Origin of the sequence: Streptomyces sp. NBC_01571 (genome assembly GCF_026339875.1) — a bacterium.
Classification (GTDB): Bacteria; Actinomycetota; Actinomycetes; order Streptomycetales; family Streptomycetaceae; genus Streptomyces.
Genome location: NZ_JAPEPZ010000001.1, coordinates 3,678,475 through 3,701,831 on the forward strand (window position 1 = coordinate 3,678,475; position 23,357 = coordinate 3,701,831).

Annotated in this window: 19 protein-coding genes and 1 pseudogene; 14 read left to right on the forward strand and 6 right to left on the reverse strand. The window is 70.7% G+C overall.

Annotation, left to right across the window (positions count from 1 at the left end; genetic code table 11):
- Window positions 1–68 precede the first annotated feature (68 nt).
- Window positions 69–1,223, forward strand: a pseudogene (locus OHB41_RS16610) (M14 family zinc carboxypeptidase); the annotation flags it as partial.
- Window positions 1,224–1,314: 91 nt separating this feature from the next.
- Here OHB41_RS16610 and OHB41_RS16615 read toward each other — a convergent pair.
- Window positions 1,315–1,734 (reverse strand): organic hydroperoxide resistance protein, encoded by a 420-nt coding sequence (locus OHB41_RS16615; protein WP_266698978.1) that lies wholly within the window; start codon window positions 1,732–1,734, stop codon window positions 1,315–1,317.
- Window positions 1,735–1,839: 105 nt separating this feature from the next.
- The gene (locus tag OHB41_RS16620; protein WP_266698979.1) at window positions 1,840–2,859 is read right to left on the reverse strand and encodes an NADP-dependent oxidoreductase; all 1,020 of its coding nucleotides are present in this window, start codon (window positions 2,857–2,859) and stop codon (window positions 1,840–1,842) included.
- A gap of 127 nt (window positions 2,860–2,986) precedes the next feature.
- Here OHB41_RS16620 and OHB41_RS16625 point away from each other — a divergent pair, with 127 nt between their 5' ends.
- On the forward strand, window positions 2,987–3,421 hold the full coding sequence (locus tag OHB41_RS16625) for a MarR family winged helix-turn-helix transcriptional regulator (RefSeq protein ID WP_266698980.1): 435 nt from the start codon (window positions 2,987–2,989) through the stop codon (window positions 3,419–3,421).
- Between the two features lie 189 nt (window positions 3,422–3,610).
- Here the strand turns inward: OHB41_RS16625 and OHB41_RS16630 are convergent, their stop codons facing one another.
- Window positions 3,611–4,417 (reverse strand): SCO2400 family protein, encoded by an 807-nt coding sequence (locus tag OHB41_RS16630; RefSeq protein ID WP_266698981.1) that lies wholly within the window; start codon window positions 4,415–4,417, stop codon window positions 3,611–3,613.
- 263 nt (window positions 4,418–4,680) lie between these two features.
- Here OHB41_RS16630 and OHB41_RS16635 point away from each other — a divergent pair, with 263 nt between their 5' ends.
- The 9 genes from OHB41_RS16635 (at window position 4,681) to rox (ending at window position 16,825) form a co-directional block, all read left to right on the forward strand.
- Window positions 4,681–5,838 carry a mandelate racemase/muconate lactonizing enzyme family protein gene (locus OHB41_RS16635; protein ID WP_168527970.1) on the forward strand — a complete coding sequence of 386 codons (1,158 nt, stop codon included), beginning with the start codon at window positions 4,681–4,683 and terminating at the stop codon, window positions 5,836–5,838.
- The gene (locus OHB41_RS16640) at window positions 5,835–6,839 is read left to right on the forward strand and encodes a zinc-dependent alcohol dehydrogenase (RefSeq protein WP_266698982.1); all 1,005 of its coding nucleotides are present in this window, start codon (window positions 5,835–5,837) and stop codon (window positions 6,837–6,839) included. Before OHB41_RS16635 ends, OHB41_RS16640 begins: the two co-directional genes overlap by 4 nt.
- Before the next feature lie 109 nt (window positions 6,840–6,948).
- A complete protein-coding gene (locus OHB41_RS16645; RefSeq protein WP_266698983.1) occupies window positions 6,949–7,917 on the forward strand; it encodes a hypothetical protein in 969 nt (322 codons plus the stop codon).
- Between the two features lie 145 nt (window positions 7,918–8,062).
- Window positions 8,063–9,175, forward strand: a complete 1,113-nt coding sequence (gene chvE / locus OHB41_RS16650; protein WP_526024920.1) for a multiple monosaccharide ABC transporter substrate-binding protein — start codon at window positions 8,063–8,065, stop codon at window positions 9,173–9,175.
- Between the two features lie 32 nt (window positions 9,176–9,207).
- Window positions 9,208–10,758, forward strand: a complete 1,551-nt coding sequence (mmsA, locus tag OHB41_RS16655) for a multiple monosaccharide ABC transporter ATP-binding protein (protein WP_266698985.1) — start codon at window positions 9,208–9,210, stop codon at window positions 10,756–10,758.
- Window positions 10,755–12,002: a multiple monosaccharide ABC transporter permease gene (gene mmsB / locus OHB41_RS16660; RefSeq protein WP_266698986.1), complete on the forward strand. Its 1,248-nt coding sequence runs from the start codon at window positions 10,755–10,757 to the stop codon at window positions 12,000–12,002. The genes mmsA and mmsB overlap by 4 nt, the downstream gene beginning before the upstream one ends.
- A 57-nt stretch (window positions 12,003–12,059) precedes the next feature.
- The gene (locus OHB41_RS16665; RefSeq protein WP_266698987.1) at window positions 12,060–13,208 is read left to right on the forward strand and encodes an aldose epimerase family protein; all 1,149 of its coding nucleotides are present in this window, start codon (window positions 12,060–12,062) and stop codon (window positions 13,206–13,208) included.
- Window positions 13,209–13,368: 160 nt separating this feature from the next.
- Window positions 13,369–15,084: a pyridoxal phosphate-dependent aminotransferase gene (locus tag OHB41_RS16670; protein WP_266698989.1), complete on the forward strand. Its 1,716-nt coding sequence runs from the start codon at window positions 13,369–13,371 to the stop codon at window positions 15,082–15,084.
- Window positions 15,085–15,367: 283 nt separating this feature from the next.
- Entirely contained in the window at window positions 15,368–16,825 is a 1,458-nt protein-coding gene (rox, locus tag OHB41_RS16675) for a rifampin monooxygenase (RefSeq protein ID WP_266698990.1), read from the forward strand.
- 26 nt (window positions 16,826–16,851) lie between these two features.
- Here rox and OHB41_RS16680 read toward each other — a convergent pair whose 3' ends face one another.
- Window positions 16,852–17,331, reverse strand: coding sequence for an ATP-binding protein (locus tag OHB41_RS16680; RefSeq protein ID WP_266698991.1), 480 nt, complete (start codon window positions 17,329–17,331; stop codon window positions 16,852–16,854).
- Window positions 17,332–17,457: 126 nt separating this feature from the next.
- On the opposite strand from OHB41_RS16680, the gene OHB41_RS16685 reads away from it, so the two are divergent.
- The 3 genes from OHB41_RS16685 (at window position 17,458) to OHB41_RS16695 (ending at window position 21,630) form a co-directional block, all read left to right on the forward strand.
- The gene (locus tag OHB41_RS16685; protein WP_266698992.1) at window positions 17,458–18,297 is read left to right on the forward strand and encodes a helix-turn-helix domain-containing protein; all 840 of its coding nucleotides are present in this window, start codon (window positions 17,458–17,460) and stop codon (window positions 18,295–18,297) included.
- Window positions 18,294–18,542, forward strand: a complete 249-nt coding sequence (locus OHB41_RS16690) for a DUF397 domain-containing protein (RefSeq protein ID WP_266698993.1) — start codon at window positions 18,294–18,296, stop codon at window positions 18,540–18,542. The genes OHB41_RS16685 and OHB41_RS16690 overlap by 4 nt, the downstream gene beginning before the upstream one ends.
- 103 nt (window positions 18,543–18,645) lie before the next feature.
- Entirely contained in the window at window positions 18,646–21,630 is a 2,985-nt protein-coding gene (locus tag OHB41_RS16695; protein WP_266698994.1) for a beta-galactosidase, read from the forward strand.
- Between the two features lie 78 nt (window positions 21,631–21,708).
- On the opposite strand, the gene OHB41_RS16700 is transcribed toward OHB41_RS16695, so the two are convergent.
- Both OHB41_RS16700 and OHB41_RS16705 read right to left on the reverse strand, forming a co-directional pair.
- Window positions 21,709–22,575: an SMP-30/gluconolactonase/LRE family protein gene (locus OHB41_RS16700; protein WP_266698995.1), complete on the reverse strand. Its 867-nt coding sequence runs from the start codon at window positions 22,573–22,575 to the stop codon at window positions 21,709–21,711.
- Window positions 22,572–23,348, reverse strand: a complete 777-nt coding sequence (locus OHB41_RS16705; RefSeq protein ID WP_266698996.1) for an IclR family transcriptional regulator — start codon at window positions 23,346–23,348, stop codon at window positions 22,572–22,574. Before OHB41_RS16705 ends, OHB41_RS16700 begins: the two co-directional genes overlap by 4 nt.
- Between the last annotated feature and the right edge of the window lie 9 nt (window positions 23,349–23,357).

The following is a 23,357-nucleotide window of genomic DNA, read 5'->3' on the forward strand; positions in this document are numbered from 1 at the left end:
CCGGCCCGCCGGGGGTGCGCCATCCGTGGCATTGGTGACGCCCAGGTCCTTTTGTCGCGGGAGAGCCCACGGCCGCCGCCCGCCTCGTCGGCCATCCGCTCGCCAACGACGTACGCGTCACCCGCGCGGCCCGCGCCTTCCGGCTCGCGGGACGGTCGTACGCGCGGGGCCCGTACCTCGTCGACCTGCACCAGCCCAAACGCGGACTGGCCAACGTGCTGCTGGCGGACGGGCGGGACATCAGCGACCAGGTCTCGACGATGTACGACATCTCCGGCTGGAGCCCGGGGCGGCTGTGGGGCGCGTCGGTCGTACCGGTACGGGCCGGCGACCTGCCGGCGGCGACCGCGGCCGCCGCCGCCCGTGCGGTGCGGGCGGCCGCGCCGGCCGGGTACCTCGCCCCGCACGGCGACCCGCGTCTGCGCCTCGACACACCCCAGGCGATCGCGGCGCTCAACTCCCGGCTCCGGCAGGGGGTTCCGGTACGGCGGCGGGCGGACGGCAGCGCGGCCGTGCCCTCCTCGGCGCGCCCGCGGGCCAACGCCCTCGCCCGGAGGTACGACGTCGTCTTCGACGCGGCCAGGGACACCCGGGGAACGCCGCTGCACCGGGTCAGGGTCGCCGCGGCGGTCACTCCGGGCGAGCTCTTCGCCCTGCGCGAGATGGACTTCGATATCGTCCCGGTGTCGACGGCTGTCCTCGACGCGGGCTCCGACTGGTCCGCGGCGGACGTCCTGTTCGTGTCGGCGGGACTCGATCGCGCCCGTCCGAACCCGGCCGCGCGGGCGGCCCTCGACGCCTTCCCGGGCTCCCACGGGCTGGTCGGACGCGGTGTCTCCGGAGCGGCGCTCAACAGCGCGACGGGCCTGCTCGCGGCAGTACCGGTAGCGCGCGACGGGGACGCCAACGGCGTGGTCCGCGTGGTGAATTCGAGGGACGGCGGCAGCACGTCCGGCGCCCCCGGCCACAGCTTCGTCTACGCGCCCGTCTGGTTCACCGGCCTCGGCCCCCACGTCCGTGTCGAGCAGGCGTACGCGCCGGGCGACCCGCTCCTCTCGGGCCACTGGCGGCCGACGGCGGGCGGCGGCCCGAGAGCGGCCGGCGGCCACGCCTGCGTCATCAGCGGCCCGCACGCGGTCCTCTTCGGCACCGAGCCGCTCTTCCGCGATCACCCGAAGGGCGAATTCCCGCAAGCGGCACGGGCGTTGCTGACAGTGTCCTGAGGCGGCGCGGGGTCCGGCCGCCGCCCACCCCACCACGCGCGGGCCGCGCCCCGTTCCCGGGACGCGGCCCGCGCCGCGGTCGGTGGGCCCGTCAGACGAGCGTCACCGTGACGTCGCCCCGGGTCGCCTTCGAGTACGGGCAGACCTGATGGGCCCGCTCGAGCAGGTCCCGCGCCGTCGCCGCGTCCACGGCCGGGATGGCCGCGGAGATCTCGACGATGATGCCGAACCCGTCCTCGTTCTTGCCCAGACCGACCCTGGCGGTGACCGTCGAGCCGGTGAGGTCCGCGTTCAGCCCGCGGGCGACGACGCCGAGCGCACCCTGGAAGCAGGCGCTGTACCCGGCGGCGAAGAGCTGCTCCGGGTTGGTCCCGGCGCCGCTCCCGCCCAGTTCCTTCGGCGGGTTTACGACGACGTCGAGGCTGCCGTCGTCGGTGGCGACACGGCCGTCGCGGCCGTTGTGCGCGGTGGCGACGGTGGTGTACAGGACGTCGGACTGCTGGATGGACATACGGTGCGTTCCTCCCTGGTCCGCCGCGACTCGCGCCCACGATCGCAACGGCTTCGGAAAGAAGTTACCGTATGCCGGAAGTCAAGCAGAAGCCCTGCCGGGACGTCAGAGCTTGACGATCATCTTTCCGATGTTGTCGCCGCGCAGGACGCCGAAGAACGCCTCGAGGTTGTTCTCGATGCCCTCGACGAGGGTCTCCCTGTACTTGAGCTCGCCGGAGGCGACCCAGGGGCCGACCTCCTGGACGAACTGCGGCTGCAGGTCGTAGTGGTCGCCGACCAGGAAGCCCTGGATACGGCCGCGGGTCTGGATGAGACGCGCGAGATTCCTCGGGCCGGGGGCGGGCTCGGTGTTGTTGTAGACGGAGATCATGCCGCAGACCGCGACGCGGCCGTCCCGGTTCAGCCGGCCGATGGCGGCCTCCAGGTGGTCGCCGCCCACGTTGTCGAAGTAGACGTCGACGCCGTCGGGGGCGGCCTCGCGCAGCTGCTCGCTCACCGGGCCGTTCTTGTAGTTGAACGCGGCGTCGAAGCCGTACTCCTCGACGAGCAGCTTGACCTTCTCGTCGGAGCCCGCCGAGCCGATGACCCGCGAGGCACCCTTGAGCCTGGCGATCTGTCCGACCTGGCTGCCGACGGCTCCGGCCGCGCCCGACACGAAGACGGAGTCGCCCTCCTTGAAGGAGGCGGTGCGCAGGAGGCCCGCGTAGGCGGTCAGACCGGTCATGCCGAGGACACCGAGGTACGCGGAGAGCGGCGCGGCCTGCGGGTCGACCTTGACGGCCTGCTTGGCGTCCACGACGGCGTACTCGCGCCAGCCGAGGAAGTGCAGGACGTGGTCACCGGCCTCGATCCCCTCGGCGCGGGAGGCGACGACCTCGCCGACCGCGCCGCCCTGCATGACCTTGCCCAGCTCGTAGGGGGCGGCGTACGACTTGGCGGCGCTCATCCGGCCGCGCATGTACGGGTCCACGGAGAGGTACTTGTTGCGTACGAGGATCTGACCCTCCGCGGGCTGCGGGATCTCGGCCTCGACCAGGGCGAAGTCCTCGGGCTTCGGCCAGCCGACCGGGCGGGCGGTCAGGTGCCATTCGCGGCTGACGGAGGGAAGCTGGGTGTCGGTCATGAGGGTGTGTGCCTTTCCTGCATGCATGCACGCTTGCCTGCGCACTACGGCTCTAATACTTCACTACCTGAAACAACCATGCTCCTGAATATTTCATGATGTCAAGTAAGGGAGTATCCTGGAGGCCATGGCCACCCAGAAGACGCACCGGATCGACCCTCTCACCCTGGAAGTCGTCGACCTCATCGGCTCGGTCGTGGCCCGGTACCACGAGGACTACGAGGACGCCGCCGCCGAGCACGCCCTCACCGGGGCGCAGGCGCGGCTGCTCGGCCTGCTGTCGCTGGAGCCGTTGCCGATGCGGAGGCTGGCACAGAAGCTGAAGTGCGAGCCGTCGAACGTGACGGGGATCGTGGACCGGCTGGAGGCGCGGGGGCTGGTGGAGCGCCGGCCCGACCCCTCCGACCGGCGGGTGAAGCTGGCGGCGGCGACCGAGGAGGGGCGCCGGGTGGCGCACTCGCTCCGGGAGTCACTGCGGTTTGCGCGGGAGCCGTTGGCGGGGTTGTCGCGTGAGGAGCGGGTGTCCTTGCGCGATCTGCTCCAGCGCATGCTGACGCCGTAACCGGGGGCTCGACCAAGGGGCTGCCGCCCGCAGACCCCCGCATCGGCCTGAACGGCCGATGGCGGGGGTCCAGGGGGCGCAGCGCCCCTGGCGGGGTCCGGGGCGGAGCCCCGGGGACGACGGGGGTCCCCCTGCTCGAGCCAAGTCGAGAGCTTGGGGGAGGGTAGGGGGCGGCGGGGCCGAGAGGCCCTACGTGCACCACCACAGGAAACGATTGCACGTGTGCGACGGGGAAGGCGTCGGAGTCGACGGCGCCGAGGTCGGCGCGGCCGGCGGCGTCGTGACGGAACGCGGCGGCTCCGAAGAGGCGGGCGCCGACACCGACGCCCCGCCCCCCGTCCCCGCCGTGGCCGACTCCCCCTGGGTGTCCTTCTTGTCCCCGTCCTTGGACTTGTCACCCTTGGCGGACTCGGACGCGGAAGCGGAGGGCGACGCCGAGGCACTCGGCGAGCCCGTGGCGGTAGGCGCCCCGCCCCCGGAACCCCCGGTGTCACCGGCCGGCCGCGCCGTACGCTCCGCGGAGGCCCCGGAGCCCCCGTCGGCGGACGCGTCCGCGCTGGCCGCGTGCGGAGTCACTCCGGGCGCCTCGATGCCGAGTTCGGCGAGACTCAGGCCGCCCGCGGCGAGCAGCAGCCCCGCCCCGGCGAAGAGCACCCTGCGACGCCTCCTGCGGTGCGCCGCGGCCTTCCGGTCACGCCGGCTCGCCCCGCCCGCGGCGGGCCCCCGCCCGCGCCGCCGCCCGCGGGTGCGGCGCCCGCGACGGCCGTCCTCGCCGCCGCCCTCGTCCTCGTCGTCGTCCTCTTCGTCGTACGCGTCCTCGTACGCGTCCTCGCTCTCGTACGGGTCGTCGGAGTCGTACGGGTTCGTCCCCGCGTCCGGTTCCGGGTGCGCCCCGGTGCGGCCCGCGGATGAGCGGAGCTGTTCGGCTGAGGTGCCGCACCCCGGGCAGGCAAGGGCGCCGTTGAGGTGCCTTCGGCACGGGTCGCAGTAGTCCATGACGCCGGAAGACTAAGTTCCTCATGCGTCCCGTTGATAGTCACGGCTGTGAAAGTTGTGTGGTGAACCATCCGTTTCGGCGCGTCGCACCCCTCGTTCACAGCGGCACGTGGGCGACGACCCGAGGCATATCGCCAAAATCCGCCGCCGACCGTCGCGTTCGACCCATTGACACTCACGGGCCCGCATCCTACTGTCACGCCAGCATTTCGAACGTGTGACGAAATTTCGAACAGACTGCAAGAGCACAGGGGGCAACTGCCGTGCGCATCACGGGAATCAGCACACACGTGGTCGGGACGCCCTGGCGGAACCTGACCTACGTCCAGGTGCACACCGACGAGGGCGTCACCGGAGTCGGCGAGACCCGCATGCTGGGCCACACCGACGCGCTGATCGGCTATCTGCGGGAGGCGGAGGCCAATCACATTCTCGGTTCCGACCCGTTCGCTGTCGAGGACCTCGTCCGACGCATGAAGTACGGCGACTACGGGCGCGCCGGCGAGATCGTGATGTCGGGCATCGCCGTCATCGAGATGGCCTGCTGGGACATCAAGGGGAAGGCGCTCGGCGTCCCCGTGTGGCAGTTGCTCGGCGGCAAGGTCACCGACCGGGTCAAGGCCTACGCGAACGGCTGGTACACGACCGAGCGGACCCCGGAGGCCTACCACAAGGCCGCTCAGGAGGTCGTCGCCCGCGGGTACCGTGCCCTCAAGATCGACCCGTTCGGCACCGGCCACTTCGAGCTCGACCACGAGGCCACGCTCTACTCCGTCTCACTCATCGAGGCGGTGCGCGACGCGATCGGCCCCGAGACCGAGCTGATGCTGGAGATGCACGGCCGTTTCTCGCCCTCGACCGCCGTCCGGCTCGCCCGCGAGCTCGCGCCCTTCAAGCCCGCGTGGCTGGAGGAGCCGGTGCCGCCGGAGAACCTGAAGGCGCTGGAGAAGGTGGCCGCCAAGGTCGACATCCCGATCGCCACCGGCGAGCGGATTCACGACCGCATCGAGTTCCGTGAGCTGTTCGAGAGCCAGGCCGTCGACGTCATCCAGCCCGACGTCGGTCATCTCGGCGGGATCTGGGAGACCAGGAAGCTGGCCGCGACCGCCGAGGCCCACTACGTGCTCGTCGCTCCGCACAACGTCGGCGGCCCGGTCCTCACCGCCGCCTCCCTCCAGGTCGGCTTCAGCACCCCCAACTTCAAGATCCTGGAACACTTCAACGACTTCGCGGACGCGGAGATCAAGAAGGTCGTGAAGGGCGCCCCGCAGGTCGTCGACGGTTACTTCGAGCTGTCCCACGAACCCGGTCTCGGTGTCGAGCTGGACGTCGACGCGGCGGCCGAGTTCCCGCAGCAGCAGGCCCGCTTCGACCTCTGGGCGGACGGCTGGGAGCAGCGCAGGCCGAAGGGGGCGCAGTGAGTACCGCGGTCGTCGTCGACGCGCCGGGTGAGCACCGGCTGACCGCCCACGAGCCGGTGCCGCCGGCCGCGGGCGAGGCGCTGGTCCGGGTCCACGCCGTCGGTATCTGCGGCAGCGACCGCGAGGTGTACCAGGGCAACCGGCCCGAAGGGTATGTGCGTTATCCCCTCACCCCCGGCCACGAGTGGTCCGGGACGGTGGCGGAGGTGGGCGCCGGGGTGCCCGCCGGTCTCGTCGGCCGCAAGGTCGTCGGCGAGGGTTTCCGCAACTGCCAGGTCTGCGACCGCTGCCACGCGGGCGAGACCACGCTGTGCACGGCGGGGTACGAGGAGACGGGCTTCACCCAGCCGGGCGCGATGGCCGCCACCCTCACCCTGCCGGCCCGGCTGCTGCACGTCCTGCCGGACGACGCCGACCTGACGGCGGCGGCCCTCCTGGAGCCGGCCGCCTGTGTCGCGGCGGCCGCGCTCAAGGCGAACGCGCGACCCGGTGAACGGGTCGCGGTGGTGGGCACGGGGACGCTCGGGATGTTCGCCGTCCAGTTCCTGCGGGCGGGTTCCCCCGGGGAGCTGCTCGTCGTGGGCACCCGCCCCGACCGGGACAAGCTCTCGCGGACCTTCGGAGCCACCGACTTCCGTACGAAGGACCAGGAACTGCCCGCCGACTTCGACGTCGTCATCGAGACCGCCGGGTCCGCGTCCGCCGCGCGCACCGCCGCCTCCCTGCTCCGGCGCGGCGGACGCCTGGTCCTCACGGGCATCCCGGCGCCGGGCGCGGAGGGGCTCGACCCCACCGACCTCGTCGTACGGCAGTTGGAGGTGCACACCGTGTTCGGGGCGCCGCCGGCGGCCTGGGCGCACACGGTGCGGGTGTTCGGCGCGGGGCTGCTCAGCCCGTTGCCGCTGGTCACGCACGAACTGCCGCTCACCGGGTTCGCCGAGGCCATCGAGTTGGCGGGGTCCGGCGATCCCGCGGTCGGCAAGGTCCTTCTGCGTCCCTAGCCGTACGCCGGTGCGGAGTTACCTGACGGCTCCGTACCGGCGTACCACCCGGCCCCGCACGCCGAAACCCGCGAACTCCGTCCGAAATCACGAACATGAAGGACAGCCAGTGACCGACCCCTCTCCCCCGGCTCCCCGTCGACCCGCCGAGCAGGCACTCGCCGCGCTCGGCCTGGGCGCGCCCGTCCTCTCCCCCGCCGACGCCTCGCCGCACAGCTTCCCGGAAGGCGGTCGCTGGCGCACCGAGGTTCCGTCCGTGGAGGGTCCCGAGGCCTTGGCCGTGGTCCTCAAGGAGTCCTCGCGGCTCGACGTTCCGATCCACCGGATCAGCCAGGGCAGCGGTGTCTGGATGCTGACCGACGCCGAGATCACCGAGATGGTCGAGGCCACCGCTTCGCGCGACATCGAGCTGTGTCTGTTCACCGGTCCACGCGGCACCTGGGACATCGGCGGTTCGGTACGCTCCGACTCCCGCGGCGGCGGACTGCGCGCCCGTGGCCACGACGCGGTGGCCGGCTGTGTCGAGGACGCCGTCAGGGCGACGGAGCTGGGCGTCAAGTGCCTGCTCGTCGCCGACGAGGGCGTGCTGTGGACGCTGCACCGGGCCCGCGTGGCCGGGATCATCCCGGCCGACACCACCCTCAAGCTCTCGGCACTCGTGGGGCCGGTCAACCCGGCCTCGTACGCGGTATACGAAAGGCTCGGCGCGGACTCCATCAACGTCCCGAGCGACCTGACGCTCGATCACCTCACGGAGATCCGTCGGGTTTCGGCCGCACCCATGGACATGTACATCGAAGCCCCCGACGATCTCGGCGGGTATGTCCGGATGTACGAGGTGGCCGAGCTGATCCGGCGCGGCGCACCGATCTATCTGAAGTTCGGCCTGTCCAAGGCCCCCGGGATCTACCCGTACGGCCATCACCTGCGGGATCTGACCCTGAACACCGCCCGGGAGCGGGTGCGGCGCGGCAGGCTCGCCCTGGACCTGCTCGCACGGCACGGAGCGGACGGCGACATGGCGCCGCTCGGCTCGCGAACTCCCGGTCCGATGTCGCGTTTTGACACCTCCTCATAACGTTCCGACTAACTCCCCTTCACAAAAGCCGACACGGCCGCGCACAATCCCACACACCTCTCCTCGGTCTTTTCTTCGCACCGCCCCACGGAGCGTCCCCGCATCGCGAGGCGGAGCCCGGTCCACGACATCAAGGAAGATGATCATGCGCAATCGCAGAGCCGTCCTCACCGCCATAGCCGGCGCCGCGTCCCTCGCGCTGTCCCTGTCCGCCTGCGGCCAGAGCAGCGATGGAGGCAGCAAGAGCGACAGCAAGGACATCAAGGGCGCCACCATCGGCATCTCGATGCCGACCAAGTCCTCCGAGCGCTGGATCGGGGACGGCAACAACGTGGTCAAGGACCTTCAGTCCAAGGGGTACAAGACCAAGCTGGCCTTCGGTGAGGACGACCCGGACCAGCAGGTCTCGCAGATCGAGAACATGATCACGCAGGGCGTGAAGGCCCTGATCATCGCGGCCATCGACAACAAGTCGATGAACAACGTGCTCCAGCAGGCCGCCGACGCCAAGATCCCGGTGATCTCCTACGACCGCCTCATCCTCGGCACCAAGAACGTCGACTACTACGCGTCGTTCGACAACACCAAGGTCGGTGAGCTGCAGGCCGGTTACATCGTCGACAAGCTCGGCCTGAAGGACGGCAGCAAGAAGGGCCCGTTCAACATCGAGCTGTTCGCCGGCTCGAACGACGACAACAACACGAAGTACTTCTTCCAGGGCGCGATGAGCGTTCTGCAGCCGTACATCGACAAGAAGCAGCTCGTCGTCAAGTCCGGCCAGACCCAGCTGAACCAGGTCACCACGCTGCGCTGGGACGGCGGCACCGCGCAGAAGCGCATGGACGACATCCTCACCTCGGCGTACAAGACGGCCCACGTCGACGCGGTGCTCTCGCCCTACGACGGCATCTCCATCGGCATCCTCTCGTCGCTGAAGTCGGACGACTACGGCTCCAAGAGCAAGCCGCTGCCGATCGTGTCCGGCCAGGACGCCGAGCTCGCGTCGGTGAAGTCGATCATCGCGGGCGAGCAGACGATGACCGTCTACAAGGACACCCGCAAGCTGGCGACGGTGGCCTCGAACATGGTCGACGCGGCGCTCAAGGGCAAGAAGCCCGAGATCAACGACGACAAGACCTACGACAACGGCACCAAGGTCGTCCCCGCGTACCTGCTGCAGCCGGTCAGCGTCGACAAGACCAACTACGAGAAGGAACTCGTCGCCACCGGCTACTACAAGGACAGCGACCTCAAGTAACCGCCACCTCCTAGTGATTGGAAGGCACGACCATGGCGGGACCCGTCCTGGAAATGCGCTCGATCGTCAAGACCTTTCCCGGCGTCAAGGCGCTGTCGGACGTCACTCTGACCGTCCAGCAGGGCGAGGTCCATGCCATCTGCGGGGAGAACGGCGCCGGCAAGTCGACCTTGATGAAGGTCCTCTCCGGCGTTCACCCGCACGGGAGTTACGAAGGGGACATCCTCTTCGAGTCGGAGGTCTGCACGTTCAAGGACATCAGGGCCAGTGAGCAGCGCGGCATCGTGATCATCCACCAGGAGCTGGCCCTGGTGCCCTACCTCTCCATCGCGGAGAACATCTTCCTCGGCAACGAGCACGCCACCCGTGGGCTCATCAGCTGGACCGAGACGCTGCGGCACGCCTCCGAGCTGCTGCGGCGGGTCGGGCTCGACGAGAACCCGCAGACCCGCGTCGCCGACATCGGCGTGGGCAAGCAGCAGCTCGTCGAGATCGCGAAGGCGCTGTCGAAGAAGGTGAAGCTGCTCATCCTGGACGAGCCGACCGCCGCCCTGAACGACGAGGACAGCGGCAAACTCCTGGACCTCATCCTGGAGTTGAAGAACCAGGGCATGACCTCGATCATCATTTCCCACAAGCTGAACGAGATCGAGCGGGTCGCGGACTCGGTGACCATCCTGCGCGACGGCCGGACCATCGAGACGCTCGACGTGAAGGCCGCGGAGACCACCGAGGACCGGATCATCAGCGGCATGGTCGGACGCGACCTCGAGCACCGCTTCCCGGAGCGGACACCGCACCACCCCGAGGAGGGCGCCGCGCCCGCCCTGGAGATCCGCGACTGGACCGTGTTCCACCCGATCGACCAGCAGCGCAAGGTGGTCGACGACGTGTCGATCTCCGTACGGCGCGGTGAGATCGTCGGCATCGCCGGGCTCATGGGCGCCGGGCGCACCGAACTGGCGATGAACGTCTTCGGGCGCGCCTACGGCCGCTACGCGGGCGGCACGGTGCTCAGGGACGGCAAGGAGATCCGGACGAAGACCGTGTCCGAGGCGGTCGGGCACGGGATCGCGTACGTCACCGAGGACCGCAAGCACTACGGCCTCAACCTCATCGACACGATCAACCGCAACATCACGCTCAGCGCCCTGGACAAGGTCGCCAAGCGCGGGATCGTCGACGAGCACGAGGAGCGGCAGGTCTCCGAGGGCTTCCGCAAGTCGATGAACATCAAGGCACCCACGGTGTTCGAGCCGGTGGGCAAGCTGTCGGGCGGCAACCAGCAGAAGGTCGTCCTGAGCAAGTGGATCTTCGCGGGCCCGGAGGTGCTGATCCTGGACGAGCCGACCCGCGGGATCGACGTGGGCGCCAAGTTCGAGATCTACACGGTCATCGACAAACTGGCGGCCGAGGGCAAGGCGGTCGTCTTCATCTCCTCCGAGCTGCCCGAGCTGCTCGGCATGTGCGACCGCATCTACACGATGGCAGCGGGACGGCTGACCGGTGAGTTCTCGCGGGCGGAGGCCTCGCAGGAAACGCTGATGCGTCAGATGACGAAGGACAAAGAGGTAACGCGATGAGCACGGATGTGACCGCCAAGACGCCGGCCCCCGCGCCGCCGGGAAAGAGCGGATCGGCCGCCGGGGGTGAGGGTCTGCTGCAGCTGCTCCTCGACGGCATGCGCCGCAACATGCGGCAGTACGGCATGCTGTTCGCCCTCGGTCTGATCGTGGTGCTGTTCGCCGTGTGGACCGACGGCGACCTGCTGCTGCCGCGCAACGTCTCCAACCTGGTCCTGCAGAACAGCTACATCCTGATCCTCGCGATCGGCATGATGCTCGTCATCATCGCGGGCCACATCGACCTGTCGGTCGGCTCGCTGACGGCGTTCGTGGGCGCGATCGGCGCCGTGCTGATGGTCAACCACAACCTCTCCTGGCCGCTCGCCCTGGTGCTGTGCCTGGCCATCGGCGCGGCCGCGGGCGCCGCGCAGGGCTTCCTCATCGCGTATCTCGGCATACCGTCGTTCATCGTGACCCTGGCGGGCATGCTGACCTTCCGCGGTCTGACCGAGATCTTCCTCAAGGGCCAGACGATCGGCCCGTTCCCCGAGGGTCTGCAGAAGGTCGCCAACAGCTTCCTGCCCGAGGTCGGGCCCGACACGAACTACCACAACCTCACGCTGCTGCTCGGTATCGCCCTGATCGCCTTCGTGGTGTTCCAGGAGGTCCGCGACCGCAAGCGGCAGCAGGAGTTCTCGCTCGGCGTCCTGCCCAGGAACCTCTTCCTGCTCAAGCTCGTCGCGCTGATCGCCGCCGTACTCACGGTCACCATGCTGCTCGCCAGTTACAAGGGCGCGCCGGTGGTCCTGCTGATCCTCGGCGTCCTGGTCGCCGGCTTCGGCTACCTGATGCGCAACGCGGTCATCGGCCGCCACATCTACGCGATCGGCGGCAACCTCCCGGCGGCGAAGCTGTCGGGCGTGAAGGACAAGAAGGTCACCTTCCTGGTCTTCCTGAACATGGGCATGCTCGCGGCCCTGGCGGGTCTGGTCTTCGCCGCCCGCTTCAACGCGGCCTCGCCCAAGGCCGGTCTGAACTTCGAACTCGAAGCGATCGCGGCCTCGTTCATCGGCGGCGCGTCGATGAGCGGCGGCGTGGGCACGGTCCTCGGCGCGATCATCGGTGGTCTCGTCCTGGGCGTGCTGAACAACGGCATGAACCTCGTCGGCATCGGCAGCGACTGGCAGCAGGTCATCAAGGGTCTGGTACTGCTGGCCGCGGTCGGGTTCGACGTATGGAACAAGCGCAAGGTCGGTTCGTAAGTCGCTAGGGCCCCCACTTCGGTGGGGGCCTTCAACTTCCACTGCAGGAGCCGTCATATGGAAACCAGCAGACGAACGATCATCGCCGCGGCGGCCGCCGCGGGCGTCACCGCCGCCACGGTCGGCACCGCACACGCCGGCACCGGGGGCGGGAAGCCGGTGAAGGAGCTCTTCGGCAGGCTCGCCGACGGCACGAAGGTCCACCGCTGGTCGCTGGAGAACGGCGGCACACGTCTGAAGGTCATCTCCTACGGCGGGATCGTCCAGTCGCTGGAGATCCCCGACCGGCACGGACGCTACGCGAACGTCTCCCTCGGGTACGACAACCTGGCGTCGTACGTCGCCGGCACGACGTTCTTCGGGGCGACGATCGGCCGCTACGGCAACCGCATAGCGGGCGGCCGCTTCACCCTCGACGGCAAGGCCTACCAGCTCTCCGTCAACGACGGCGTGAACAGCCTGCACGGCGGGGCCAAGGGCTTCAACACCAAGGTCTGGGACATCGAGGGCTTCACCTCCGGCTCCGATGTCGGCCTGCACCTGCACTACACCAGCATCGACGGCGAGATGGGCTACCCGGGCACGCTCAGGGTGAAGGTCACCTACACCCTCACCCGGCACGGCGACTGGCGCATCGACTACGAGGCCACCACCGACAAGGCCACGGTCGTCAACCTCACCAACCACACGTACTACAACCTCGCCGGTGAGGGCCGCGGTGGCATCTACGACCACGAACTCACCCTGGCCGCACGACGCTTCACACCCACCGACGCAGGTCTGATCCCCACCGGCGAGCTGGCCGGGGTCGCGGGCACCCCCTTCGACTTCCGGCGCGCCAAGCCGATCGGCCGCGACATCCGGGCCGGCCACCCCCAGCTGGTCACCGCCAAGGGCTTCGACCACAACTGGGTGCTCGACAAGGGCGTCACCGCCCGGCCCGAGCACATCGCCACCCTGCGCGACCCGGGCTCCGGCCGCACGCTGAAGATCGCGACCGACCAGCCCGGCGTGCAGTTCTACTCGGGCAACTTCCTGGACGGCACCCTGGTGGGCACCTCCGGGCACACCTACCGGCAGGGCGACGGCATGTGCCTGGAGACCCAGCACTTCCCGGACTCCCCGAACCATCCCTCGTTCCCCTCGACGGTGCTGCGCCCGGGGCGGACGTACCGCACGACGACGGTGCACTCCTTCGGGGCGTGACACCCCGAGGGTCCGGCGCCGGACGCCGTCGAGGGCCGTGAGGTTGCCCCAGCGCGCGGACCCTCACCGGATCCTCACGAGTTGAACAGCGCCACTCCTCTCTCCGTATGAAGGGTCGGCCCGTGTTCCCCCGCACGGGCCACCCAGAGACGGAGGTTCCATGGCCGACAACGTCGCCTCGCTGTTCCGCGGTACTGCGGCGCACAGCCCCTCGATGGCTGCGCTCGCCCGCGAGAGCGATGGAGTCGGCCCGATCGACTTCTGCATCCCGTGCAACCCGTACTTCCCCACGCCCGGCATGTTCGACGAACTGGCCGGGCGGCTGCGCGAGATCATCACCTACTACCCGAGCAGCGCCGACACCATCACGGCCGAGCTGTGCTCGCTGCTCCAGCTCCCGCCGAGCTGTGTCGCCATGGGCAACGGTTCCACGGAACTGATCACCTGGATCGACCACCTGCTGGTCCGCGAGTCCCTCGCCATCCCCGTCCCCACCTTCGGCCGCTGGACCGACCAGCCGATGGAGACCGGCAAGCGTGTCGACATGTTCCCGCTCCAGGAGTCGACGGGTTTCGCCCTGGACCCCGCGAAGTACATCCAGTTCATCCGCGCCCGGGGCACCCGGGTCGCCGTCATCTGCAACCCCAACAACCCGGACGGCGGCTTCCTGAGCCGGCAGACGGTCGTGAACTTCATGGACGCGCTCCAGGACCTGGACCTGGTGATCATCGACGAGTCGTTCCTGGAGTTCGCCGACGCGGAGAACGAGCCGAGTGTCGTCGAGGAGGCGGTGCTGCGGCCCAACGTGATCGTGCTGCGCAGCCTCGGCAAGAACTTCGGTCTGCACGGCATCCGCTTCGGCTACCTCGTGGCCAACCCCGCGCTCGCGGGCAAGGTCCGTTCCATGCTGCCCAAGTGGAACCTCAACTCCTTCGCGGAGACCGTGGTGTTCATGCTCAAGGAGCACGGCGCCGAGTACATGGAGAGCCTGCACCTGGTGCGCCGCGACCGGCTCGACATGGCGCGTCAGCTGACCGCGCTGCCCGGCCTGACGGTCTACCCCTCACAGGGCAACTTCCTCTTCGTACGGCTGCCCGTGGGCGCCGAGGGCACCGTCGTCCGCGACCGGCTGCTCACCGAGCACCGGATCCTGGTGCGCGAGTGCGGCAACAAGATCGGTTCGTCCAGTCGCTTCCTGAGACTCGTGGTGCGCCCCCAGGTGGACGTGCGTCGCCTGGTGTCCGGCCTGGAGCAGGTGCTCTACGGGTCCAGGAGGGGAGCCGCCGTGCCCGAGCCGAGCGCAGGGACCAGCTACAGCTCGGGCACGGCGGCGGTGGACCGTCTGATCAGCGAGACGAACGGGGTCGGTATGCCGCTGGTCGCGCAGGCCGCCGCGATGCCCGGTCTGCCGCCCGCGCAGACCTGGCCGGGCCCGGCCCAGGCTCCGGCGCAACTGCCCGGCGGCATGCCCGGACTGATGCCCGCGCCGGCTGCCGCCATGATGCCCGCCCCCACCCCGGCGGCCGCCATGATGCCTCCCATGGCCCCCATGCCCCCGGCCGCCCCGCCACAGCAGCAGCCCATGCCCGCGGTCGCCCAGATGCCGCCCCCGCCGATGCCGGCGGTGGCCCAGATGCCGCCCCCGCCGATGTCCGCGCCCCCCATGCCGAGCATGCCCGGCATGCCCAATTCAAACGGTATGCCCGGTATGACCCCCGCGCCGGCCGCCGGACTCGGCCAGACCGGGATACCGGGCCTGCGCAACGGCGGGCTGACCGCCGCCCAGGTCCGGGGCCGCACCCAGCCCGAACCTGAGCCCGCGCCGCAGCCGACGGGCTGGCCGGCCGCCGGCGCGATGTACAACCAGGTCGGCTAGCCAGGATCGGGGCGGACGCGCGCGGCCGGAGATCCTCGCGGACCGCGCGGACGACGAAGGGCAAGGAGAACTCCCGCTCCTTGCCCTCTTCAACGTATAGCGCGCCAGGGGGCTTGCGGCAAGGCCCCGGTCGTGCCGCAGAATCGTCGACCGGGGCCGGAACCTGCGGAAATGCCTACTTCACGACGTACATGCGCCGTTGTCCGCGTATGACGTCGCGTTGCGCGCGGGCCTGCGCACGGGGCGGCCGGCCGACATCCCCTCTGGTTGAACGGGCGTACTGATGATTGACGTGATCGTGGTCGGCGGCGGACCGACCGGACTGATGCTCGCCTGCGAGCTGCGCCTGCACGGTGTGCACGTGGTCGTGCTGGAGAAGCTGTCCGAGCCGACCGCGGAGTCCCGCGGGCGCGGCCTGCACGCGCGCAGCGTCGAGATCATGGACCAGCGCGGCCTGCTGGACCGGTTCCTCGCGGTCAGCGAGAAGTTCCAGGTCGGCGGTTTCTTCGGCGGCATCCACAAGCCGTGGCCCGACGGGGTGGACACGGCGCACCCGTACGGCCTCTCCACCCTGCAGCCGGTCACCGAGCGCCTGCTCCACGAGCGCGCCCTGGAGCTCGGTGCGGAGATCCGGCGCGGCCACGAGGTGGTCGGACTGAGTCAGGACGAGGTCGAGGACGAGAACGGGGCCGCCGCCGGCGCCGGGGTGAGCGTCGATCTCGCGGACGGCACGCGGCTGCGCGCGCGGTACGCCGTCGGGTGCGACGGTGGGCGCAGTGCGGTGCGCAAGCTGCTCGGTGTCGGTTTCCCCGGGGAGCCCGCCAAGGTCGAGACGCTGCTGGGCGACGTGGAGATGACCGAGGACCGGGCCACGGTCGACGCCGTCGTCGCGGAGGTCCGCAGGACCCAGCTGCGGTTCGGCACCATCGCCAACGGGGACGGGACGTACCGCGTCATCGTGCCCGCCGACGGGGTGGCGGAGGACCGTGCGACCGCGCCGACCCTGGAGGAGTTCAGGCAGCGGCTGCGGGCGGTCGCGGGCACCGACTTCGGCGTGCACTCGCCGCGCCGGCTGTCGCGGTTCGGCGACGCGACCCGGCAGGCCGAGCGCTACCGGGTCGGCCGGGTCATGCTGGCCGGCGACGCGGCGCACATCCACCCGCCGACCGGCGGGCAGGGGCTCAACCTCGGTGTCCAGGACGCGTTCAACCTCGGCTGGAAGCTGGCCGCCGCGGTCGGCGGCTGGGCACCGGAAGGCCTCCTGGACAGCTACCACGCCGAACGCCACCCGGTGGGCGCCCGCGTGCTGGACAACACCCGCGCGCAGATCACGCTGCTGGGGAGCGACGCGGGGGCGACCGCGCTGCGCGAGCTGTTCTCGACGCTCATGGAGTTCGAGGAGGTGAACCGGTACGTGACCGAGATGATCACCGCGGTCGGGGTCCGCTACGACTTCGGCGAGGGACACGACCTGCTCGGCCGGCGGTTGCGCGACATGGAACTGAAGCAGGGTCGCCTCTACGCGCTGATGCACACCGGCCGCGGTCTGCTGCTCGACCGGACGGGCCGGCTGTCGGTGACGGGCTGGGCGGACCGGGTCGACCACGTCGTCAACGCCGGCGAGGAACTGGACGTGTCCGCCGTGCTGTTGCGCCCGGACGGTCATGTGGCGTGGGCCGGCGAGGACCAGGAGGATCTGTTCGACGTGCTGCCGAGGTGGTTCGGCGCGCCCGCCGCCTGACCGCGCGCCGCTCTGCGCCGTCCCGTTCACCGGCCGCCCGCCCGTCCGGTCAGGGCCGACCATCCCGGCAGGTCGATCTCGGCGCGGACCGTCTTGCCGGGCGGTTCCCGGTCCTGCACCTCCCACCGGTCGGCGAGCGCCTCGACGAGGACGAGCCCGCGCCCGTGTTCGCCGAGCGGGTCCGCCGGCGGTACGTCGCCCGGTCCGGGCGGACGCGTCCCGTCGCGTGTGTCGGTGACCTCGACCCGGACGCTGCCCGTGACGAGGGAGAGCCGCAGCTCGAAGTCGCGGCCGGGCACCCGGCCGTGGGTCACCGCGTTGGCGGCCAGCTCGGCCACGATCACGGCGGCGGTGTCGGAGGCGTCCGTGCCGTGCGGGATGCCCCAGGTGCGCAGCTGGTCCAGGGCGAGGTGGCGGGCGAGGCGGGCGCCGCGCGGAGTGGCGCTGAAGCGCTGCGTGAACACACGTACGGTAACCGGGCGTCGGGGGGTGGGTGGTGCGGTCATGCCCCCAATCTCGGGGTGAGCGAGGGCACTTCACCAGGTCGGCGCCGCGTACGCCACGGGAGCGTACGCGGTGACGGGGTGGACAGTACCGGTCACGGGGCGTGACCATGATCGCGGGAGGTGACCATGGCGGTCGAGGGTGCGGTGGGGACGGGTGGCGAGCCGGAGTCGTCCGACAGTCTGCGGACGTTCGGCGCGGTCGTACAGGCGTTGCGGGAGCATGCGGGGCTGAGCCGGGAGGAGTTCGGCGAACGGGTGCGGTTCTCCAAACACACGGTTGCTTCGGTGGAGTTGGGCCGCCGCATGCCGGACCCGACGTTCGTCGAGCGGGCGGAGGAGGCACTGGGGAACACCGGGGCGTTACGAAAGGCGGCCGGGCATCTGGCACGGCAGCCGGGGCTGGCGGCGTGGTTCCGGCAGTGGGCGCGGCTGGAGGCGACCGCGATCACCCTCTACACATACGAGTGCCGGTTGATTCCGGGGTTGTTGCAGACGGAGGCGTACGCGCGCACCTTGTTCACGAACCAGTTGCCCCCACTGGACGACACGCAGATCGAAGCGCAGTGGGTGGCACGCGCGGAACGCCGGCGACTGCTGCGGGAGCGCCCGAACACGGCTTTCGGCTTCATCCTGGAGGAGGGGCTGCTCCTGCGGCGCACGGGCGGGGTGGAGGTCACCCGAGGGCTCACCGATCACGTCCTGGAGATCGCCCAGCTGCGGAACGTCGAGATCCAGGTCATGCCGCAGGTACGGGAGACACATGCAGGGCTCGACGGTCCCATGCAGTTGCTGGAGACGCCGGAGAACACCTGGTTCGCCTACTGCGAGGGGCAGCGAGGCGGCTTGCTCATCCCCGATCTGAAGGAGATCAGCGTCCTCCAACGGCGCTATGCCAGGATGCGTTCACAGGCTCTCGCCATCACGGACTCCCTGAGCCTGTTGGAGCAGATGCGAGGAGCGCTATGAGCACCAGCGGACTGACGTGGTTCAAGTCGAGCTACAGCAGCGGCGGCGACGGCGACTGCGTCGAAGTAGCCCTCTCCTGGCGCAAGTCCAGCTACAGCGGTGGTTCTGGCGACGACTGCGTAGAGGTGGCCACCTCCCCCCGCACCATCCACGTCCGTGACTCCAAGAACCCCCAGGGCCCCCACCTCGCCCTCTCCCCCGCCACCTGGGCCGACTTCCTCACCTACGCCGTCACCCGCGCCTGAGTCCCGGCCGCCCTTGCCGCGCCGGGAACCTCATATGACCGGAATAGGACGTATCGCTGTGGACAATGATCACAGCGACGCCGCTGTCCCTGGGAGGCCCCGCATGGTGTTGAGCAGACGTACCTTCAGCGCACTCGCCGGCGCCGCCGCGCTGGGCCTCACGCTGGGCGGCAGCGCGGAGGGCGGCGCGTACGCGGCCGGCACCGTGCCCACCGGGCCCGCTCCCGGACCGCCCGGCGCCGACGGACGGCGGCACACCATCGGGTTCGACAGCTACTCCATGCTGATCGACGGCAGGCGCGTGGTGCTGTGGTCCGGCGAGGTCCACCCCTTCCGGCTGCCGAGCCCCTCCCTCTGGCGCGACGTGCTGCAGAAGCTGCGCGCCCACGGCTACAACACGATCAGCGTCTACGTCTCCTGGAACTTCCACTCCCCCGCACCGGGGCACTACGACTTCACGGGCGTCCGCGACCTCGGCCTGTTCCTGCGCACGGCGGCCGAGACAGGTCTGTACGTGATCCTGCGGCCCGGTCCGTACATCAACGCCGAGGTCGACGCCGGCGGCTTCCCGGGCTGGCTGACGGCCACCCGGGGCACCGCCCGGACCTCCGACCCGACGTACCTGTCGCACGTGGACGAGTGGCTGACCGCCGTGAACCGGGTCGCCTCCCGGCACCTGCACACCGACGGCGGCGGCACGATCGTCCTCTACCAGCTGGAGAACGAGTACGCGAACAACGTCACCAGCCCGCTCGGCCGCGACTACATGGCCCACCTGTACGCCAAGGTCCGCGCCGACGGCATCGACGTACCGCTGTTCCACAACGACAAGGGCAGGAACGGCCACTGGGCCCCGGGGACCTTCAGCACCGGCGGGGAGAAGGGCCGTTACCTGTACGGGTTCGACGGTTACCCGTCCCCGGTCGAACAGCCGCCGGACTGGGGCTACTACGGCATCGGCGGGACGAAGGGCGGTGCGACCGCGAGCCCCGGGACCCCCGGATTCCTGGCCGAGTTCGGCGGCGGCTGGTTCGACCCGTGGGGCGGGGTGGAGTTCGACGGCAAGGGTTACGCGGAGTCGGCCCGCACCCGGGACGCGGCGTACGAGCGGCGCTTCTACCTGACCAACCTCGCCAACGGCATCAAGGTCCACAACGTCTACATGACCTTCGGCGGCACGTCCTGGGGCTGGCTGCCCGCGCCGGTCGTCTACACGTCGTACGACTACGGGGCCGCCCTCGACGAGGCCCGCAGGCCGACCCCGAAGCTGGTCCCGATGCACCAGATCGGGCAGCTCCTGCACTCCGTGCCCGACCTCGCCAAACTGGACCGGGCGCCGGCCGTCGCGGTCGGCGAGGGCAGCGGCGGGTCACGGGCCGTCTCCGGGATCACGGCGTACCACCTCGTCAATCCCGACACCGAGGCGCACTTCCACGTGCTGCGCAACGACCGGCCCGCCGACGTCGTGGCCGACGTCACGCTCGCCGGCGAGAGCGTCCGCGTGCCCCTCCCCGGCCTCGACGCCCGGCTGCTCGCCACCGGACTCTCCCTCGGGCGGCGGACGCTGCGCTACTCCAGCGCGCAGCCCATGCTGCGGATGGCCGCCGGACTCCAGGACATCGCGGTGTTCACGGGACGGAAGGGCGAGGCGACCTGGACGGTGCTGGAGTGCGCGAAAGCGCCGAAGGTCACCGTGCTGGAGGGCGGCGCACGCCATGCGCACGCACACGGCCTCCTCCGCATCGACGCGGAACTCGGCGGTCTGACACGCGTGTTGGTGGAGGGCGGCGGCAACACCGTGCCGCTTCTGCTGCTCCTCGCCGACGACGCGGCCTCCGCGCGGCTGTGGCGTCACGACACCCCGTCCGGCCCGGTCCTGGTGCGCGGCCCGGCCCTGGTGCGCACCGCTGACCTGCGCGGCACGACCGTCCACCTCACCGGGGACACGGTGTCGCCCGCGGACCTGGAGGTGTGGGGGCCGCGCGGGGTGGACGGCGTGGTCTGGAACCAGGGCACGCTGCGCACCCGCGCCACCACGTCCGGCAGCCTGCTGGCCGAGCGGCGGCTGCCCGGCGTACCGGCCGTCACGCTCCCGGCGCTGGGGAAGTGGCGCCACCACACCGAGAACCCTGAGTCCGCCGCGAAATTCGACGACTCGGCCTGGCGGACCGCGGACCGGGCGTCGTCCCACAGCGTCACCCCCGTACCGGCCGGGCAGCCCGTACTGTTCGCCGACGACTACGGCTTCCACTACGGGGACGTCTGGTACCGGGGCCATTTCGCGGACGCGGCCGGCGTGCAGTCGGTGTCCCTGTCGTACGTCACGGGCACGCAGGGGCTGCTGATGGCGTGGCTGGACGGCAGGCCGCTGGGCACGCACCGGATGCCGGTGCCGGACAGGAAGACGGTCCGGCAGGGGACCTGGGCCGCCACGGCCACCTTCCCGATCACACCGGAGGCGAGCCGGGCGAAGGGGCCGCACGTGCTGTCCGTCCTCGTGCGCCGGATGCAGCACGACCAGGACGGCGCGGCCCGGGACACGCACAAGGCGGCCCGCGGGCTGACGGCCGTGACCTTCGACGGCGCCGCACCCAAGCTCTCCTGGCGGATCCAGGGCGCCGCGAAACCGGACCCGGTGCGCGGGCCGCTCAACCACGGCGGGCTGTACGGGGAGCGGCAGGGCTGGCATCTGCCGGGGTTCGCGGACGGCGGCTGGCAGACCGTGGAGTTCCCGCGGGCGCGGCGGGGGCAGGGCGTCTGCTGGTACCGAACCGGGTTCCGGCTCGCGGTGGACCCCGGCGTGGACGCCTCGATCGGACTCACCCTCACCGACGACCCGTCCCGCGCCTACCGTGTCCAGATCTTCCTGAACGGCTGGAACCTGGGCCAGTACATCAACGACGTAGGCCCCCAGCACACCTTCGTACTGCCGAACGGGCTGCTGAACACACGTGGTGCCAACACTCTTGCCCTCGCCGTGCTGGCAGACGGGACCACACCCGCGGGTCCGGGCACGGTGCGGCTGACACTGATGGGCAGTGCGGCCGGAGGGGTGCCGGTGACGCAGGTGAACTCCCCCGGCCGGTGACCGGCGGCGCGACCCGATCGTCCCCGCCCGGTCACCGACCGGGCGGGGACGCCGGGGAAGCCGGCCTTCGGGAAGCCGTCAGCCGGCGAACGCGGGCTGGGCCAGGCCCTTGCCGGCGCCGGGGACGACGAGCACCGAGCCGGAGAGCGGATGCGGCGCCACCAGCCCCGTACGGGCGGTGGTGATGTACAGGTCGGTCAGGTCGGCACCGCCGAACGCGCAGGCGGTGGGGCGGCGCACGGGCAGGGCGATCACACGGTCGAGACCGCCGTCGGGGGTGTAGCGGCGGACCGCGCCGCCGTCCCAGAACGCCACCCAGACGCAGCCCTCGGCGTCCACGGTGAGTCCGTCCGGGTAGCCCTCGTCCGCATCGATGTCCACCAACGCCCGCCTGTTGTACGGCAATTGGTCCGCACCGACGTCGAAGACGTCGATCCGCCGGGTCGGTGTGTCGATGTAGTACATCAGCCGGCCGTCGGGGCTCCATCCCGTGCCGTTGCTGACCGTGACGTCGTCCAGGACGGTGTGCGCGGTGCCGTCCGCCGCGATCCGGGACAGCGCGCCGCCGCCCCGCGCCTCGTCGTAGCGCATGCTGCCGGCCAGGAGCGCGCCGTCGGGGGCGACCGCGGCGTCGTTGCCCCGGCGGCCCGGGACGAGTTCGCGGTGCAGCCAGCGGAATTCCCCGGACCGGCCGGACGAGCCGGCGGGACCGTACAGCCCCACGCCGTCACGGAGGTTGACCACGAGACCGCCGCCCACGCGGGGCTTGGCGGCGCCCACGTGCTGCTCGGTGACCATGACCGTACGGCGCCCGGAGCGGGGATCGTAGGTGTGGACCCGGGAGCCGAGGATGTCGACCCAGATCAGCCGCTGTCCGCGCTCGTCCCAGGTCGGGCCCTCGCCGAGGGCCGCGTCGGCGCGTATCGCGACGTCGAGGTCGCTCATCCCACCACGCTCCGGTGTCCGAGCCGCTCGGAGAGCTCGGCGGCGCCCTTCGCGGCGAGCTGCTCCAGCTCGCCGCGGCGCTCGTCACTCCATCGGATCATCGGTACGGAGATGGAGAGCGCGGCGACGACCTGTCCCGCCCGGTCGCGCACCGGGGCGGCGACACAGCTGACGTCCGGGTTCGACTCACGGCTCTCCACGGCGACGCCGCGGCGGCGGATCTCCGCCAGGGCCTCGCGCAGGGCGCCCGGTTCGGTGATGCTGTTCGGTGTCATCGCGACCAGGTCCGCGTCGCCGGGGATGCGGGAGGCCAGCTCCGGATCGGGCAGCGAGGCGAGCAGCATCTTGCCCACGGAGGTGCAGTGGGCGGGGAGGCGGCGCCCCGCCGCCGACACCATGCGCACGGCGTGCGTGGAGTCGACCTTCGCGATGTAGATGACGTCCGTGCCCTCCAGGATCGCCACATGCACCGTCTCGTCGCAGGTCTCGGCGACGGAGCGGGCGACCTGCTGGCCCTCCGCCGCGAGGTCCAGCTGCTCGGCGTAGCGGCTGCCGAGCTGGTACGGCCGCACACCGAGGCGGTAGCGTCCGGGCTGGCCCGGTATCTGCACGATGTACGAGCGGGCGGCGAGCGTGGTGACCAGTTCGTGCACCGTCGTCCGCGGCAGTTGCAGCCTGCGCACGATGTCGGGGGCGGAGAGCGTGCCGTCCCCGTCGAGAAAGAGCTCGAGAATGTCGAGAGCCCGGGTCACGGCAGGTACGAGGCGTCCCACAACCGGCCC

What these genes read in the sequence shown, in the direction of transcription:
- OHB41_RS16670 (WP_266698989.1), top strand. Translation starts at nt 13,369, where the DNA reads ATGGCCGACAACGTCGCCTCGCTGTTCCGCGGTACTGCGGCGCACAGC.
- OHB41_RS16695 (WP_266698994.1), top strand. Translation starts at nt 18,646, where the DNA reads ATGGTGTTGAGCAGACGTACCTTCAGCGCACTCGCCGGCGCCGCCGCG.
- OHB41_RS16665 (WP_266698987.1), top strand. Translation starts at nt 12,060, where the DNA reads ATGGAAACCAGCAGACGAACGATCATCGCCGCGGCGGCCGCCGCGGGC.
- mmsB (WP_266698986.1), top strand. Translation starts at nt 10,755, where the DNA reads ATGAGCACGGATGTGACCGCCAAGACGCCGGCCCCCGCGCCGCCGGGA.
- OHB41_RS16700 (WP_266698995.1), bottom strand. Translation starts at nt 22,575, where the DNA reads ATGAGCGACCTCGACGTCGCGATACGCGCCGACGCGGCCCTCGGCGAG.
- OHB41_RS16685 (WP_266698992.1), top strand. Translation starts at nt 17,458, where the DNA reads ATGGCGGTCGAGGGTGCGGTGGGGACGGGTGGCGAGCCGGAGTCGTCC.
- OHB41_RS16625 (WP_266698980.1), top strand. Translation starts at nt 2,987, where the DNA reads ATGGCCACCCAGAAGACGCACCGGATCGACCCTCTCACCCTGGAAGTC.
- OHB41_RS16615 (WP_266698978.1), bottom strand. Translation starts at nt 1,734, where the DNA reads ATGTCCATCCAGCAGTCCGACGTCCTGTACACCACCGTCGCCACCGCG.
- rox (WP_266698990.1), top strand. Translation starts at nt 15,368, where the DNA reads ATGATTGACGTGATCGTGGTCGGCGGCGGACCGACCGGACTGATGCTC.
- mmsA (WP_266698985.1), top strand. Translation starts at nt 9,208, where the DNA reads ATGGCGGGACCCGTCCTGGAAATGCGCTCGATCGTCAAGACCTTTCCC.
- chvE (WP_526024920.1), top strand. Translation starts at nt 8,063, where the DNA reads ATGCGCAATCGCAGAGCCGTCCTCACCGCCATAGCCGGCGCCGCGTCC.
- OHB41_RS16620 (WP_266698979.1), bottom strand. Translation starts at nt 2,859, where the DNA reads ATGACCGACACCCAGCTTCCCTCCGTCAGCCGCGAATGGCACCTGACC.
- OHB41_RS16680 (WP_266698991.1), bottom strand. Translation starts at nt 17,331, where the DNA reads ATGACCGCACCACCCACCCCCCGACGCCCGGTTACCGTACGTGTGTTC.
- OHB41_RS16690 (WP_266698993.1), top strand. Translation starts at nt 18,294, where the DNA reads ATGAGCACCAGCGGACTGACGTGGTTCAAGTCGAGCTACAGCAGCGGC.
- OHB41_RS16630 (WP_266698981.1), bottom strand. Translation starts at nt 4,417, where the DNA reads ATGGACTACTGCGACCCGTGCCGAAGGCACCTCAACGGCGCCCTTGCC.